Source organism: Tepidimonas sp. HKU77, assembly GCF_049728535.1.
GTDB lineage: Bacteria > Pseudomonadota > Gammaproteobacteria > Burkholderiales > Burkholderiaceae_C > Tepidimonas.
Genome location: NZ_CP187300.1, coordinates 936045 through 950999 on the forward strand (window position 1 = coordinate 936045; position 14955 = coordinate 950999).

Annotated in this window: 16 protein-coding genes; 12 read left to right on the top strand and 4 right to left on the bottom strand. The window is 65.3% G+C overall.

Features of this window, described 5'->3' with window-relative positions:
- Positions 1 to 51: 51 nt before the first annotated feature.
- The gene (locus ACPP3B_RS04490) at positions 52 to 1503 is read left to right on the top strand and encodes an ATP-binding protein (protein ID WP_424860140.1); all 1452 of its coding nucleotides are present in this window, start codon (positions 52 to 54) and stop codon (positions 1501 to 1503) included.
- Positions 1504 to 1658: 155 nt separating this feature from the next.
- Here the strand turns inward: ACPP3B_RS04490 and ACPP3B_RS04495 are convergent, their stop codons facing one another.
- The 3 genes from ACPP3B_RS04495 to ACPP3B_RS04505 form a co-directional block, all read right to left on the bottom strand.
- The gene (locus ACPP3B_RS04495) at positions 1659 to 1895 is read right to left on the bottom strand and encodes a hypothetical protein (RefSeq protein ID WP_409786069.1); all 237 of its coding nucleotides are present in this window, start codon (positions 1893 to 1895) and stop codon (positions 1659 to 1661) included.
- Between the two features lie 120 nt (positions 1896 to 2015).
- The gene (locus ACPP3B_RS04500) at positions 2016 to 2336 is read right to left on the bottom strand and encodes a helix-turn-helix domain-containing protein (RefSeq protein WP_217086332.1); all 321 of its coding nucleotides are present in this window, start codon (positions 2334 to 2336) and stop codon (positions 2016 to 2018) included.
- On the bottom strand, positions 2317 to 2649 hold the full coding sequence (locus tag ACPP3B_RS04505) for a type II toxin-antitoxin system RelE/ParE family toxin (protein WP_424859855.1): 333 nt from the start codon (positions 2647 to 2649) through the stop codon (positions 2317 to 2319). Before ACPP3B_RS04505 ends, ACPP3B_RS04500 begins: the two co-directional genes overlap by 20 nt.
- 261 nt (positions 2650 to 2910) lie before the next feature.
- Between ACPP3B_RS04505 and ACPP3B_RS04510 the strand changes: the two genes are divergently transcribed.
- The 6 genes from ACPP3B_RS04510 (at position 2911) to ACPP3B_RS04535 (ending at position 8805) form a co-directional block, all read left to right on the top strand.
- A protein-coding gene (locus ACPP3B_RS04510) for an IS3 family transposase (RefSeq protein WP_424859250.1) occupies positions 2911 to 4082 on the top strand; the annotation gives its coding sequence in 2 pieces (ribosomal slippage) (positions 2911 to 3166 and positions 3166 to 4082; 1173 coding nt in all).
- Between the two features lie 158 nt (positions 4083 to 4240).
- Positions 4241 to 4438 (top strand): helix-turn-helix domain-containing protein, encoded by a 198-nt coding sequence (locus ACPP3B_RS04515; protein WP_424859856.1) that lies wholly within the window; start codon positions 4241 to 4243, stop codon positions 4436 to 4438.
- A gap of 520 nt (positions 4439 to 4958) precedes the next feature.
- Complete coding sequence (locus ACPP3B_RS04520) at positions 4959 to 5948, top strand: IS5 family transposase (RefSeq protein WP_066708478.1); 990 nt, start codon at positions 4959 to 4961, stop codon at positions 5946 to 5948.
- A 515-nt stretch (positions 5949 to 6463) separates the two neighbouring features.
- Positions 6464 to 7240 carry an AAA family ATPase gene (locus ACPP3B_RS04525; RefSeq protein WP_424859857.1) on the top strand — a complete coding sequence of 259 codons (777 nt, stop codon included), beginning with the start codon at positions 6464 to 6466 and terminating at the stop codon, positions 7238 to 7240.
- A gap of 87 nt (positions 7241 to 7327) precedes the next feature.
- Positions 7328 to 8014, top strand: coding sequence for a PD-(D/E)XK nuclease domain-containing protein (locus tag ACPP3B_RS04530; RefSeq protein WP_424859858.1), 687 nt, complete (start codon positions 7328 to 7330; stop codon positions 8012 to 8014).
- A gap of 33 nt (positions 8015 to 8047) precedes the next feature.
- Positions 8048 to 8805, top strand: a protein-coding gene (locus ACPP3B_RS04535) for an IS5 family transposase (RefSeq protein ID WP_424859859.1) whose coding sequence is annotated in 2 segments (ribosomal slippage) — positions 8048 to 8363 and positions 8363 to 8805 — 759 coding nt in all. Because the reading frame shifts where the segments join, the coding sequence is not laid out codon by codon here.
- Positions 8806 to 8878: 73 nt separating this feature from the next.
- On the opposite strand, the gene clpS is transcribed toward ACPP3B_RS04535, so the two are convergent.
- Positions 8879 to 9199: an ATP-dependent Clp protease adapter ClpS gene (clpS, locus tag ACPP3B_RS04540; protein ID WP_144326903.1), complete on the bottom strand. Its 321-nt coding sequence runs from the start codon at positions 9197 to 9199 to the stop codon at positions 8879 to 8881.
- Positions 9200 to 9304: 105 nt separating this feature from the next.
- Between clpS and ACPP3B_RS04545 the strand changes: the two genes are divergently transcribed.
- The 5 genes from ACPP3B_RS04545 to acnA all read left to right on the top strand — a co-directional run bounded on the left by ACPP3B_RS04545 (position 9305) and on the right by acnA (position 14878).
- The gene (locus tag ACPP3B_RS04545) at positions 9305 to 9781 is read left to right on the top strand and encodes a hypothetical protein (RefSeq protein ID WP_144326904.1); all 477 of its coding nucleotides are present in this window, start codon (positions 9305 to 9307) and stop codon (positions 9779 to 9781) included.
- 1 nt (position 9782) lies between these two features.
- Complete coding sequence (locus tag ACPP3B_RS04550; protein WP_146472744.1) at positions 9783 to 10259, top strand: NUDIX hydrolase; 477 nt, start codon at positions 9783 to 9785, stop codon at positions 10257 to 10259.
- Positions 10256 to 11374: a tRNA 2-thiouridine(34) synthase MnmA gene (gene mnmA / locus ACPP3B_RS04555; protein ID WP_424859860.1), complete on the top strand. Its 1119-nt coding sequence runs from the start codon at positions 10256 to 10258 to the stop codon at positions 11372 to 11374. The genes ACPP3B_RS04550 and mnmA overlap by 4 nt, the downstream gene beginning before the upstream one ends.
- Positions 11375 to 11400: 26 nt before the next feature.
- Positions 11401 to 12000 (top strand): lysogenization protein HflD, encoded by a 600-nt coding sequence (locus ACPP3B_RS04560; protein ID WP_424859861.1) that lies wholly within the window; start codon positions 11401 to 11403, stop codon positions 11998 to 12000.
- A 124-nt stretch (positions 12001 to 12124) separates the two neighbouring features.
- Positions 12125 to 14878, top strand: coding sequence for an aconitate hydratase AcnA (gene acnA, locus ACPP3B_RS04565; RefSeq protein WP_424859862.1), 2754 nt, complete (start codon positions 12125 to 12127; stop codon positions 14876 to 14878).
- Positions 14879 to 14955 lie beyond the last annotated feature (77 nt).

Here is a 14955-nt window from a genome sequence, read left to right on the forward strand (position 1 = left end):
CGAGGACAGATTCAGAAACCGCCCCACACACAAAAAACAGGACATCCCCGGCTGGCCACCACAGGCAAGTACTACTTCCTCTCGCGCCCGCGGCGCTTCGGCAAATCGCTCTTTTTGGACACGCTCGCCGAACTCTTCGCCGGCAACGAGCCGCTCTTTCGCGGGCTGTATTGCCACGACAAGTGGGATTGGGGGAAGAAACATCCCGTCATTCGGATCAGCTTCGCCGAAGGGCGGCTGGAGAGCCGAGAGCAACTGGATGAGCGCATTCGCGAACTGCTCGACAACCACCAGCGCTCCCTTGGAATCCACTGCGAGCACCGCTCCATCCCGGGCAGCTTTGGCGAGCTCATCGAGCGGGCCACGCAAAAATACGGCCAACGCGCCGTCGTCTTGGTCGATGAATACGACAAGCCCATCCTCGACAACCTCACCGACCCCGACATCGCCCGCGCCATGCGCGATGGGCTGATGAACCTCTACTCGGTGATCAAGGACCAGGATGCCCACATTGAGTTTGCCTTTCTCACCGGGGTCTCCAAGTTGAGAACAGCGTCGATCTTCTCGGGCCTGAACAACCTCAACGACATCACGGTCGATGCGGCCTACTCGGCCATCTGTGGCTATACGGAAGCGGATGTCGATACCGTCTTCGCGCCGGAACTGGAAGGACTCGACCGCCAGGCGATCCGCGACTGGTACAACGGCTACAACTGGTTGGGGGATTCGGTCTACAACCCCTTCGATCTATTGCTGTTCTTCCAGGAACGCGTCTTTCGCCCCTACTGGTTCGAGACGGGCACGCCGACGTTCCTCATCGACGTGTTGACGCAGCGCGGCTGCTTCACCCCGGAGCTGGCGTCGCTGCGGGCGGATGACGAGCTGCTCAACAGCTTCGATGTCGAGGGCATGACCACCGAGGCGCTGCTGTGGCAGACCGGCTATCTGACGTTTCGCAGCCAGCGCCGCACTGGCGCGCGCATCGAGTACACCTTGGGCTACCCCAACCTGGAGGTCGAAAGCGCCCTCAACGACGCGCTGGTCAAGGCGCTGGTGGGTGCGCCGTCGGCGGCGGGACGGGCGATCAGTCGGCTCTACGACGTGCTGCACGCGGGTGACCTATCGGGCCTCAGAACCCATATCGACAGCCTCTACGCCGCCATCCCGCACGACTGGTACCGCAACAACCCGATCGCGCAGTACGAGGGCTACTGGGCCAGCGTCTTCTACAGCCACATCGCGGCGCTGGGGCTGGATTTGATCGCCGAAGACGTGACGAGCCAAGGCCGTATCGACCTCACGGTCAAACTGCCTGAGCGGATCTACCTGTTCGAGTTCAAAGTGGTCGAGCTGGAGCCGGAAGGGAAGGCCCTCGCGCAACTGAAAACCAAAGACTACGCCGCCAAGTACCGCGCTGCGCGCGTGCCCATCCACCTGGTGGGCATCGAGTTCAGCAAGGAGAGCCGACGGGTGGTGGGGTTCGAGGCCGAGACGGGCGGTTGACGTGTCTTGGGGTTGGCGCGGCTGGGCGCATGCCGCATCTTGTCGGGCGCTTTCGCGATGATGCGGCCAATGGTGGAGACAGTGGGTCGCGCGATGCCATGCCTGGCGCACCTAGGGCCAAGGAGCACGTGGAGTTTGGTCTTGCCGAGATTGGGTTATAGCGTGCGCAGGCGGCGGATCTCCATCACCAGCCTGGGGTCGGTCTTGGGGGTTCGGCGCTTTTTGGGCGCGCAGGACTTCGCTGCCAGGGAAGCCGGGTTGCCGCCTTGGGCTTTGAGGGTGGCCTTCCAGCGGTAGAGCGTGCGGCGCGAGACACCGAAGGCGTCACGGGTCGCGGCCAGTCCGTGCTTGTCGAAGAAACGAAGAATTTCAAGAACGGGGTGGATTTGCATGGCACTCCTCCTGATTCATAGGAGTGCCAAAGATTTCTGAGCTTATGCTCGTTATCGCGCACTACGAATGCCATCCTTCCCGGCCCTTTCGCGAAGCACAGCGCGCCCATCTGGTTTAGCCTACAGCACGGCTTCAAGCCCCTTGCGTTCGATCAGGTTGAGAAGTTTCAAGGACGGACCACTGGGCTTCTTGTCACCCACCTCCCACTTTTGCACCGTTGACAGGCTGGTGTTCAGCACGGCGGCGAGCACGGCCTGGCTGATACGCGCCCGCTCACGCAGGGACTTGATCTTTTGCGGGGGCATCTCGTGGACATCGAGATGGCACAGCGCATCGAACTCGCCCATACGGCGCTTGCTGATCAGTCCTGCGCTGTACAGCCCACGCGCGGTCTCGTGCATTTCATCCAGAATTCGACTCTTACGTTTCGTCGTTGCCATGACACACCTCCACGATCTCGCCCGCCATCAGAGCGGTCGCCAGTTGCCGATCATCGAAACCCAACAGTTCCTTTGCCATCTCCCGGAACACCTTCAATTCGTCCTGGTCGATGTTGGCGCGCTCGTTCTTGCCGAACCCGTACAGAAAAAACCACCGCTCAGCCAGCTTGGTCGCCACGATGGTCCTCGCTCCGCCCCGCTTGCCCTGGCCAGCCAGTGCAACCCGCTTCTTGACCACATGGCCGCCTAAGTCCGCGTCGACAAGGCCCTGACTCATCTCGGCGACGGCTTCCCACAAGGCTTCGTCGGTCAAACCGGACTTCGCCATCCAGCGGGTGAAGGTGCGGGTTCGGAATACCCTTCTCATAAAAAGTATACCACTTAGTGCAATAGATTGCCAGTCAATGTATGAGTCCAGTACCTTTGGCACTCGGGTTGATGTTGCAGGAGGAAGGATAGCGGGGATTGCTGGCCGAGGGTGTGGTGCGGACGCTCGGCGTTGTAGAAGACCTGACCTTGCCCCTGGAAACCGGATCCCTTGCTGAGTGGTTGAATACAGGCAAGGAGAACGGAAGTGACGAAGGCAACGAGAGCGCGCTACACGCTGGAGTTCAAGCTGGAAGCGGTCAGGCTGGTCAAGGCTGGCCAGAGCATGGCGGCGACGGCGAAGATCCTGGGCATTGCGCAACAGACGCTGCACAACTGGATCCGTGCGGACCGAGACGGTCGTCTGGCGGGGGCTGGAAGCAAGCCGGTGAGCCCAGAGCAGATGGAGATCGCCAGGCTGCGCGCGGAGCTGGCGCGGGTCAAGATGGAGCGCGACATCCTGGGAAAAGCGACGGCGTACTTCGCGAAGGAGCGGGGGTGAAGTACGCCTGGATCGAGCGTAACCGCAAGCGCTGGCCCGTGTCGGTGGCGTGCGCAGTTCTGGGGGTGAGCCCCAGTGGGTACCACGACCACCGTGTGCGCCAGGCACGACCACGACGTGGGATCAGCAACGATGCTCTGCTGGTTCATATCCGAGCGATCCATGCCGAAACGCGTGGCGAGTACGGCTGGCCGCGGATCTGGAAGGAACTGCTGGCACGCGGCATTCGGGTGGGTAAGGAGCGCGTTCGCAAGCTCATGAGCCTGCACGGCATCCGCGCCCGAGGCAAGCGCAAGTTCAAGGCTACGACCGACAGCAACCACAAGCTGCCGGTGGCGCCGAACCTTGTGGATCGGCAGTTCAAGCCGGCCACGCCGAACGCCGTGTGGACGAGCGACATCACGTATGTGGCCACCGACGAGGGCTGGCTGTACCTGGCGGTGATCATCGACCTGTTCAGCCGCCAGGTCGTGGGCTGGTCGATGCAGCCGCACATGCGGCGCGAGCTGGTGATTGACGCGTTGCACATGGCCTGGTTCCGCCGCCATCCGCCGCCGGGACTGATATGCCACAGCGATCGCGGCAGCCAATACTGCAGTGCCGACTTCCAGAAGGCGCTGACCGGCTACGGCATGCGCAGCTCGATGAGTCGCAAGGGGAACTGCTGGGACAATGCGCCCACGGAAAGCCTGTGGGGCTCGCTCAAGGTGGGCAGGCTGCACGGCAAACGCTTCAAGACCCGGCGCGACGCCATGGACGAGATCGTCGACTGGCTGACGTTCTACAACCACCGGCGGCTTCATTCGTCGTTGGGCTATGTCAGTCCGATGCAATTCGAACGGGCTTGGCTTGCCGCCCAGAAAAGGCAGGCTGCGTAACGGTCTCAGCTATGGGATCCGGAACTCGCGGGCAAGGTCACCCAACCGGTAAATTACCCCCCCCCGCCGCCCCCCCTTGAGCGCCAATGCCATCGTGACCGCTGTCACCCACGGGAAACACTGCCCAGCCTGGGCGTAGGTGCCACTTGTCCTGACTGATGGGAGAGCGCAAGCGCAAGCTCAAGATCAGCGACGTCGCCCGAGACACGGGCTTGCACCGCAACACCGTGGCGTTGCTCTACCACGAGACGGCGACGCGGGTCGATCTTCCCGCAGTCGAGGCCCTGTGCCGTTACTTCGGCATCCAAGTCGGTGACCTGTTCGAAGTCGTCGACAATGCTGCTGAGGGTACGTGATCGACACGACGGCATGCCGAAGGCGACGCCCGGCTACTGGTGGCGCACTATCTAGCGATAGCGATGGGCCATCGAGCCTATGGTCGAAAATCAGAGCAGTCCCAGCCTGCTCGGGCCACGGTTGGGCCACGAATGGGCCACGCGTTTGGCGGCACGCTTTACCCGGACCACAAGTCTTTTTTTCGGCGCAGCCTCCGCGGACACATTGCGCCGGTTGCACAACTCCGTCATGCGTATTCGCCAGGAGCGGTTGGATGCGCGTAACCCATTGATTTGGCGCGGCTGGCGGGGATCGAACCCACGACCTTTGGCTTCGGAGGCCAAACAACACACGTGACACCAATGTACGTACAACGGCCCTGCGTGCTTTTAATCTATATTTTTCAGCGTCTTGCACTGCCCCTACATCGCAGGCAAAGATCCCTTGTGAATAACTTTACGTCATTTGACGACACAGTTTCTTGTTAAGGAAGGTCTGCAAAACCTTCCTGCCAGACTGCCGGGATGGGACAATAGCGACATGAAGCAGATGAGTCTGGAGGCGCCGATGTATACGGGCTTTGAGCTGCGCGCCAAGCGCACCCGCAAGCGTGCGTTTTTGGAGCAGATGGACCGTGTGGTGCCGTGGGCAGAGTTGGTCGCACTCATCGAGCCGTATGCGCCGAAGGCGGGTCCCAAGGGTGGGCGGCCACCCTTTGCGGTAGAGAAGCTGCTGAGGATTCATTTTTTGCAGCAGTGGTTTGGTCTGTCGGACCCGGCGGTGGAGGAAGCCTTGTACGACACGCCGCTGCTGGCGAGCTTTGTTGGTCTGGACCTGGGGGTGGATGTCGTGCCGGATGAGAGCACCATCCTGCGCTTTCGCCACCTGCTGGAGCAACACGGCCTGAGCCAGCGTATCCTCGAGACGGTCAATCGCATCCTGACCGAGCGTGGCCTCATGCTCAAGAGCGGCACCATCGTGGATGCCACGCTCATTGCTGCTCCCAGCTCGACCAAGAACGCCCGCCGTGAGCGCGACCCTGAGATGCACCAGACGAAGAAGGGCAACCAGTGGTACTTCGGCATGAAAGCGCACGTTGGGGTCGACGCCGAGACAGGGCTGGTACACACGGTGGTGGCCACCGCTGCCAACGTCTCGGATGTGACGCAGGCGCATCGGCTCTTGCACGGGCAAGAGACCGACGTCTTTGCCGATGCGGGCTATCAGGGAGTGGACAAGCGAGCGGAAAACCAGGGCAAGCAAGTCGCTTGGCACGTGGCCATGCGGCCGGGCAAGCGCCGGGCATTGGACAAGCGCACTTTTCTTGGCCAGGTGATGGATGCCTTGGAACGCACCAAGGCGCGCATTCGTGCCAAGGGTGAGCATCCGTTTCGGGTACTCAAATGCCAGTTTGGCTACCGCAAGACGCCCTATCGAGGCTTGGCCAAGAACGGCGCGCAGCTCAACGTCCTGTTTGCGCTGGTCAATCTGTGGCTGGCGCGCAAAGCCTTGCTGGCTGCGACGGGATAAGTGCGCCCGCAGTGGGCTCACTGGGGCCGGATGAGGCTGCAGAGGGCCCACGAAGGGGCTTGCTGGAGCCCAAGAACCGTTCAGCATCTGTTTCGATCCCATCCTACGAAACGATATTGACCCTGAACTCGTCGCCACGAACGAGTGGGCGGGGTAGTGCAGAGGTTCCTTAACGATATTTTTTGCATCTCTGACCACAAGCTCGCCGCGCTTTTTTGGCTTCCTCGGACGAGGGATACGATTTGAGGAGCAGTCAGCGCACGGACCCAGGCGCGCCGCCCCTGGGCCCGTGGGGAGAATGAGGCTTGTCGTGCACCAGCGGATCGACCCGAGCAGCTCGCGCATGGGGGCCACGCACTCAGCACAGAATTCTTCCTCCCGCTCGGACGTGGCGTTTCTGTCCTCTCTTGACCGAGCGCCATTGCTGGTGCCGCACCCGCGTCTATCTCTCGGTGGACTGCGTCCCTTCAGTGCGCACCGCCCACTGCGGCAAGGGGCGGTGACATAATCACTGCGTGCAACGCCAAAAGCTCCCCATCGGCATCCAGACCCTGCGCGAGATCCGCGAGGAGGGCTACTACTACGTCGACAAGACGGCGTTTGCGCACCGGCTGGCTGCCAGTGGCAAGTACTACTTCCTCTCGCGCCCGCGCCGCTTTGGCAAAAGCCTCTTTCTCGACACGCTGGCCGAGCTCTTCGCCGGCAACGAGCCGCTCTTTCGCGGCCTGTTCGTACACGACAAGTGGGACTGGAGCCGCAAGCACCCGGTGATCCGCTTGAGCTTTGGCGGTGGGCGGCTGCACGACGGGCGGGGGCTGGACGAACACATCCACGCCCTGCTCGATGACAACGCGCAGCGCCTGGGGGTGGAGCTACCCCCACCGCCGCAAGACGTGCACCTGCGCTTCAAGCGCCTGATCGAGCGCGCGGTCGCGCACCATGGCCAGCGTGCCGTGGTGCTGGTCGATGAATACGACAAACCGATCCTGGACAACTTGAGCGACCCCGAAGTGGCACGAACCCTGCGCGAGGGGCTGCGCAATCTGTACTCGGTGATCAAAGACAGCGACGCGCACATCCGCTTTGCGTTTCTGACCGGCGTGTCCAAAATCAGCAAGGTCTCGATCTTCTCAGGGCTGAACAACCTCAACGACATCACGGTCGATGCGGCCTACTCGGCCATTTGTGGCTACACCGAGACTGATCTCGATACGGTCTTCGCACCGGAGCTGCAGGGGCTGGACCGGCAAGCCATTCGCGACTGGTACAACGGCTACAACTGGCTGGGCTAGGCGGTCTACAACCCGTTCGACCTGCTGCTGCTGTTTGACAAACGCGAATTCCGCCCCTACTGGTTCGAGACCGGCACGCCGACCTTTTTGGTCGAGTGGCTGCGCCGCCACCGCACCTTCACGCCCAAGCTCGAGCGCCTGTTTGCCACCGACGAACTGCTGTCGGCCTTTGATGTGGAGCACATGCGCGCGGAGGCCCTGCTGTGGCAGACGGGTTATTTGACGTTTGCCGAGCGCCTAAGCGGCCCCGGCCTGCCCGAGTATTACCTGCGACTGCCCAACCAGGAAGTGCGTACGGCGCTCAACCACGCGCTGTTGCACGCCTGGTTGCCCCCGGATGGAGACTGGGCCGCCGGGGTGCGGTTCCTGCGCGAAGCGCTGCAGCGCGCCGATGCCAGCGCCCTGCGCCACCACTTGGAAAGCCTCTACGCCGCCATCCCGCACGACTGGTACCGCAACAACCCCATCACGCAGTACGAGGGCTACTGGGCCAGCGTCTTCTACAGCCACTTGGCCGCGCTGGGCCTGGAGCTGATTGCCGAAGACGTCACCAACCAGGGCTGCATCGACCTCACCGTGAAACTCCCTGAGCGCATCTATCTGTTCGAGTTCAAGGTGGTGCCCGACCAGGCCACCGGGCAGGCGCTGGCGCAGCTGCGGGCCAAGGCTTATGCGGACAAATACCGCGCCGATGGCCGGCCGCTGCATCTGGTCGGCATCGAGTTCAGCCGCCAGCAGCGCAATGTGGTGGGGTTCGAGGTCGAGACGCGCTAGGGCCTGTTAACACTACGTGCTAACATACTGCGCATGGAACTTACGCCTGCGCAATTCGCGCGTATCGAGGATTGCCTGCCGCGGCAGCGGGGCAATGTGTCGCTGGACAACCTTCAAGTGCTCAACGCGATCCTGTTCGTGGCCGAAAATGGCTGCAAGTGGCGGGCCCTGCCCAAGCGGTTCGGCAACTGGCACACGATCTACACGCGGATGAACCGGTGGGCCAAGGCCGGGGTCCTGGATCGGGTCTTCGAGCGCATGCAGGCCGAACAGCTGCTCCGGGTGCGGCTGGAGGCGGTCAGCCTGGACAGCACGATCGTCAAGGTCCACCCGGACGGCACCGGCGCACGAAAAAAAACGGCCCGCAGGCCATCGGCCGCTCCCGCGCAGGCTGGACCACCAAAATTCATATGGCTGCCGCGGATTCCCGCTGCGCGTTAGCCTTCTCGCTTTCGCCGGGCCAGGCGGGCGATGCCCCAGCCGGTCGCGCCCTGCTGCATGCCCTGCCACCCCTGAGCGCGCGCTGCCATCTGGTCATGGATCGCGCCTACGAGGGCAATGAAACCCGGCAGCTCGCGCTGGATCTGGGCCTGGATCCGGTCGTGCCCCCGCATCCGCTGCGGGCCCAGCCATGGGCGTACAACACCGAGATCTACAAGCGCCGCAACGAAATCGAGCGCCTGTTGCGCCGTCTGAAAGGGTTCCGCCGCATCTTCAGCCGCTTCGACAAGCTCGACGTCATGTTCGCGGCCTTCATCCACTTCGCACTGATCGTCGAATCGTTGCGATAGTGTTAACAGGCCCTAGGTGGGGGCACCCGTCCGCTTTTCCATCTCCGGAGCCGACGCCGCCGTACGGCTCTTCTTAGGCCCTTTCCATGGTGCACAACAGGGGGTGCTGGTGCAGTCTTGAATATTCGTTCACCTGCGCCACCTTCGACTCTGCGATCTCGCGGGTGAACACGCCGCAGACGCCGCGACCGCGCGTGTGCACGTGGAGCATGATCTGCGTCGCCTGTTCGATGTTGAGCGGGAAGAAACGCATCAGGACTTCCACCACGAAGTCCATCGGCGTGTAGTCGTCGTTCAGCAGCACCACCGAGTACAGCGGCGGACGCGCGAGCTCCGGCTTGCCGGTCTCCACGAGTACGCCGTGGTGATGTTCGTGCTCGGTTTTCTTTGACATGCGAACCAGTATACGAAGCGTGAGCGCGGCCGACGGTGCGCGCAAGCGGCGTGGACGGGCTCCCGGTTTCCCCGCACAATCGTTCAGCCAACCGGAGACACCGCCATGCGCCCTGCCGTCGTCCTTGCCGTGCTCGCAACCCTCTGTCTCGCTCCGGTGGCGGCCGCCGCCGCCGAGCCCGACCCTCTCATCGGCCGCCAGCTCAAATCCCTTGATTACCAGTACGAAATCGACGACGACGGCGATTACCAGCTCGTCTTCGAACTGGACGACGGCCGTACCCAGCTCGTGTTCGTGCGGTCGACCTTGGAGAGCTTCGGCTCGGTGCGTGTGCGCGAGATCTGGTCGCCCGGCTACGAATCCAAGGGCTCCGACCTGCCGGCCGCGGTGGCCAACCGCCTGCTGGCCGACAGCCAGGACAGCAAGCTCGGCGGCTGGGTGAAGCAGGACAAGTACGGCGTGTTCGTGGTCAAGATCCCGGCCGACGCCGATGCCGAGACCCTCGACGACGCCATGGCAGCCGCCTTCCGCACGGCCGACCAGATGGAAGCCGAGCTGACGCCCGGCAAGGACGCGTTCTGAGGTGAGCTACCGGGAGGGCCGCTTCTGGCAGCCGGACGTGACCGTCGCCACGATCGTCGTGGACGGCGGGCGGCTGCTGATGGTCGAGGAGGCGGTGCGCGGGGCGCTGGTGCTGAACCAGCCGGCCGGGCACCTGGAACCCGACGAGACCCTGCTGCAGGCGGCCCGCCGCGAGACGCTCGAGGAAACCGGCTGGGAGGTCGAGCTCACCGCGTTCGTCGGCGCCTACCAGTGGAAGGCGCCGGACGGACCGGACGGTCCCGGCCGGCACTACCTGCGGTTCGCCTTCGCCGCGGTGCCGGTGCGGCACGACTCCGTCCGCACCCTCGACGAGGGCATCGTCCGCGCGCTGTGGATGACCCCCGCCGAGCTGCGCGATGCCCGCCCGCGCCACCGCAGCCCGCTGGTCTGGCAGGCGGTCGCCGACTTCCTGGGCGGGCAGCGCCACCCGCTGCACCTGGCTCGCCACCTCGCATGAGCGGGGTGCGCACGATCGTCGGCATCTCGGGCGGCGTCGATTCCTCGGTCGCCGCCCTGCTGCTGCGCGACGCCGGCGAACCCGTCGCCGGCCTGTTCATGAGCAACTGGGCCGACGACGGCAGCGGCGACTGCCGCGCCGAGGACGACCGCCGCGACGCCGTGGCGGTGTGCGGGCGCCTGGGCATTCCGATCCACTTCCGCGATTTCTCGCGCGAATACCGGGACGGCGTGTTCGCGCATTTCCTCGCCGAGTACGCCGCCGGACGCACGCCCAATCCGGACGTGCTGTGCAACCGCGAGATCAAGTTCAAGCATTTCCTCGACGCCGCGCACGCGCTCGGCGCCGGGTTCATCGCCACCGGGCACTACGCCCGGGTGGAGCGCCGCGGCGACCGCCACCTGCTGCTGCGCGCGGTCGACCGCAGCAAGGACCAGAGCTACTTCCTGCACCAGCTCGGCCAGGCGCAACTGGCCGCCACCCGCTTCCCGCTCGGCGGCCTGCTCAAGCGCGAGGTGCGCCGCATCGCCGCCGAGGCCGGTCTGCCGACCGCGGCCAAGCGCGACTCGACCGGCATCTGTTTCATCGGCGAACGCGACTTCCGCGAGTTCCTGTCGCGCTACCTGCCCGCCCGCGCGGGCGAGATCCGCACCCCGGCGGGCGACCGCATCGGCGAGCACCCGGGGGTGTTCTACTTCACCCTCGGCCAGCGCGAAGGGCTGAACATCGGCGGCGTGCGCGGCTATGCCGCGGCGCCGTGGTACGTGGTCGGCAAGGACGTGCGAGGCAACGTGCTGTACGTCGACCAGGGCGCGGACAGCCCGTACCTGCGTTCGCGGCGCCTGTGGTCGGAGCCCGCGCACTGGATCGCCGGCCAGCCGCCCGCGTCCGTGTTCCGCTGCTCGGCCCAGACCCGCTATCGCCAGGCGGACGAGCCCTGCGAAGTCCGGGTGAACGACGACGGCCGGCTTGAAGTCCGCTTCGACCGCCCGCAACGTGCGGTCACCCCCGGCCAGTCGGTCGTGCTGTACGACGGCGAGATCTGCCTCGGCGGGGCGGTGATCGAACGAACCGACGCTCCGCTGGAGCAACGCTTGGGAGCACATGCCGCATGACGCCTGGCCCGTCGCGACCGCAACCGATGTCCGAGCGCGCGCTGGCGCTGGCCGGACTCGTCCAGGCGCTGGCCCAGGTGCGCCGCATCGCCGAGACCGGCCAGGCCCACGCCGCCACCCTGGCGACCGCGATCGATTCGGTGTTCCGCTTCCAGGCGCCCAGCACCGCCGCGGTGTACGGCGGCGCCGAGCGCGTGCGCGACGGGCTGGTGCTCCTTCGCGATTACTTCGAAAGCCGCGGCCGGGACGAGCAGTTGCCGCGTCTGGCCCTGTCCGTGCTGCAACTGGAACGGCGGTTCGCGCAGGACGAGGACATGATGCGGCGGGTCCGGGAGGGACTGCAGGCGCAGACCGCGCGCGCCGCGCAGCTCGGCGGCACGCATCCGGACGTGCTGTCCGCGCTCGGCGCGCTCTACGCCGACACCCTGAGCCACCTGCGTCCGCGCGTGCTCGTGCAGGGCAATCCGCATTACCTCGGACAGCCCGGGGTGGTCGCCGAAGTGTGCGCCGTGCTGCTCGCCGCCGTGCGCTCGGCCATGCTCTGGCGGCAGCTCGGCGGCAGCCTGTGGGACCTCACGCTGCGGCGCCGCGCGCTGCTGGAAGCGGTGCGCGCGCACCTCGGCTGAGACCGCGCAGGCGTGCCGATCGCTGCAGGAAGGTCGCCATTTCCGGCATAATTGGGCGCTTGACGCCGGCGCCGTCTCCGCGCGCCGCGCGCCCCCCCTCCTCGCTGCAGCCACGGAGCCCCACATGGCCGACTCCTTCGCCACCCGCGCGCATCTCGACCTCAACGGCAAGACCTACACCTACTACAGCCTGCCGAAACTGGCCCAGCGATTCGATCTGGCGAAGCTGCCGTACTCGATGAAGATCCTGCTGGAGAACCTGCTCCGGCACGAGGACGGCATCACCGTGCTGCCCGAGCACATCGAGGCGGTCGCGAAGTGGGATCCGCTGAAGGAGCCGGACACCGAGATCGCGTTCATGCCCGCCCGCGTGGTGCTGCAGGACTTCACCGGCGTGCCCTGCGTGGTCGACCTCGCCGCGATGCGCGACGCGGTGACGCGGCTCGGCGGCAACCCGGCCCAGATCAATCCGCTGATCCCGTCCGAGCTGGTGATCGACCACTCGGTGCAGGTCGACGTGTTCGGCCGTCCGGACGCGCTCGACCTCAACGGCAAGATCGAGTTCGAGCGCAACAAGGAGCGCTACAGCTTCCTGCGCTGGGGCCAGAAGGCGTTCCGCAACTTCAAGGTGGTGCCGCCCAACACCGGCATTGTGCACCAGGTGAACCTCGAGTACCTCGCGCGCGTGGTCGTCGAGCGCGAAGTGGACGGCGTGCTGCAGGCGTTCCCGGACACCGTGTTCGGCACCGACTCGCACACCACCATGATCAACGGCATCGGCGTGCTCGGCTGGGGCGTCGGCGGCATCGAGGCGGAAGCGGCGATGCTCGGCCAGCCCTCGTCGATGCTGATTCCGCAGGTGGTCGGCTTCAAGCTGACCGGCCGGCTGCCGGAGGGCTCCACCGCCACCGACCTCGTGCTCACCGTCACCCAGATGCTGCGCAAGCTCGGTGTGGTCGGAAAGTTCGTCGAGTTCTTCGGCGACGGCCTGCAGCACCTGCCGCTGGCCGACCGCGCCACCATCGCCAACATGGCGCCCGAGTACGGCGCCACCTGCGGCATCTTCCCGATCGACGCCGAGGCGCTGAACTACCTGCGCCTGTCCGGCCGTCCGGAGGCGCAGATCGCGCTGGTCGAGGCCTACGCCAAGGCGCAGGGCCTGTGGCACGAGCCCGGCCAGGCGGAAGCGCAGTACTCCGCGGTGCTGCATCTCGACCTCGGCGACGTCAAGCCGTCGCTGGCCGGCCCGAAGCGCCCGCAGGACCGCGTGCTGCTGCAGGACGTGCAGGCCAACGCGCGCGACGCGATCGCCGGCCTCACCGCCAAGCGCACGCCGAAGGCGGCGGTCGAGACCATGGCCGCCGAGGGCGGTGCGCAGCCGCAGGCCGCGCACCTGGCCGCCCGTCCGATCTCGAAGCTGCGCATCCAGGACCAGGACTGCGAGCTCACCGACGGCTCGGTGGTGATCGCCGCGATCACCTCCTGCACCAACACCTCCAACCCGGCGGTGATGCTCGGTGCCGGCCTGCTCGCGCGCAACGCCGCGCGACTGGGCCTGAAGGCCAAGCCGTGGGTCAAGACCTCGCTCGCACCGGGCTCGCGGGTGGTCACCGACTACCTGAAGAAGGCCGGCGTGCTCGACGATCTGGAGAAGCTCGGCTTCTACGTGGTCGCCTACGGCTGCACCACCTGCATCGGCAACTCCGGCCCGCTGCCGGACGAGGTCTCGCGCGCGATCGCCGAGAACGACCTCGTGGTCGCCTCGGTGCTGTCGGGCAACCGCAACTTCGAGGGCCGCGTGCACCCCGAGGTGAAGATGAACTACCTCGCCTCGCCGCCGCTGGTGGTCGCCTACGCGATCGCGGGCACGGTCGACATCGACCTGAGCAAGGACCCGCTGGCGCACACGCCCGACGGCAAGCCGGTCTATCTGCGCGACATCTGGCCGAGCAACAAGGAGATCGGCGACGTCATCGCCGCGACCATCGGCCCGGAGATGTTCGCCAAGAACTACGCCGACGTGTTCAAGGGCGACACCCGCTGGAACCAGATCGAATCGCCGGAGGGCGAGTCGTACAAGTGGGACGCCTCGTCGACCTACATCAAGAACCCGCCCTATTTCGACGGCATGAGCATGAACGTCGGCACCATCGACGACGTGCACGGCGCGCGCGTGCTGGGTCTGTTCGGCGACTCGATCACCACCGACCACATCTCCCCGGCCGGCAGCATCAAGAAGGACTCGCCGGCGGGCCGCTACCTGATCTCGCGCGGCGTGCAGCCGGCCGACTTCAACAGCTACGGCTCGCGCCGCGGCAACGACGAAGTGATGGTGCGCGGCACCTTCGCCAACATCCGCATCAAGAACCTGATGCTGGGCGGCGAGGAAGGCGGCAACACGATCTACTTCGGCAAGGACGGCTCGCGCGAGAAGCTGGCGATCTACGACGCGGCGATGAAGTACAAGGCCGACGGCGTGCCGCTGGTGGTGATCGCCGGCAAGGAATACGGCACCGGCTCCTCGCGCGACTGGGCGGCCAAGGGCACCAAACTGCTGGGCGTGAAGGCGGTGATCGCCGAGAGTTTCGAGCGCATCCACCGCTCCAACCTGGTCGGCATGGGCGTGTTGCCGCTGCAGTTCCTCGACGGCCAGAACGCGCAGACGCTCGGCCTCGACGGCACCGAGACCTACGACATCGTCGGCCTCGCCGACGGCCAGTCGAAGACCGCCACCGTCATCGCCCGCAAGGCCGACGGCGGCGAGGTCCGCTTCGAGGTGCGCGTGCTGCTGCTGACGCCGAAGGAAGTCGAATACTTCCGCCACGGCGGCATCCTGCATTACGTGCTGCGCCAGCTCGCCGCGAAGAAGGCCGCCTAAGCTGCTGCGGATCGGGCGGTCGCGCCATGTCACGCCATAGGGCACTTCTCGAAACCTCCCTAACCGTTGTCGCCAGT

Excerpts from the sequence above, each read along its gene's own strand:
- ACPP3B_RS04495 (WP_409786069.1), bottom strand. The coding sequence starts at position 1,895 with ATGCAAATCCACCCCGTTCTTGAAATTCTTCGTTTCTTCGACAAGCAC.
- ACPP3B_RS04500 (WP_217086332.1), bottom strand. The coding sequence starts at position 2,336 with ATGGCAACGACGAAACGTAAGAGTCGAATTCTGGATGAAATGCACGAG.
- ACPP3B_RS04515 (WP_424859856.1), top strand. The coding sequence starts at position 4,241 with ATGGGAGAGCGCAAGCGCAAGCTCAAGATCAGCGACGTCGCCCGAGAC.
- ACPP3B_RS04520 (WP_066708478.1), top strand. The coding sequence starts at position 4,959 with ATGAAGCAGATGAGTCTGGAGGCGCCGATGTATACGGGCTTTGAGCTG.
- clpS (WP_144326903.1), bottom strand. The coding sequence starts at position 9,199 with ATGTCAAAGAAAACCGAGCACGAACATCACCACGGCGTACTCGTGGAG.
- ACPP3B_RS04545 (WP_144326904.1), top strand. The coding sequence starts at position 9,305 with ATGCGCCCTGCCGTCGTCCTTGCCGTGCTCGCAACCCTCTGTCTCGCT.
- mnmA (WP_424859860.1), top strand. The coding sequence starts at position 10,256 with ATGAGCGGGGTGCGCACGATCGTCGGCATCTCGGGCGGCGTCGATTCC.
- ACPP3B_RS04560 (WP_424859861.1), top strand. The coding sequence starts at position 11,401 with ATGTCCGAGCGCGCGCTGGCGCTGGCCGGACTCGTCCAGGCGCTGGCC.
- acnA (WP_424859862.1), top strand. The coding sequence starts at position 12,125 with ATGGCCGACTCCTTCGCCACCCGCGCGCATCTCGACCTCAACGGCAAG.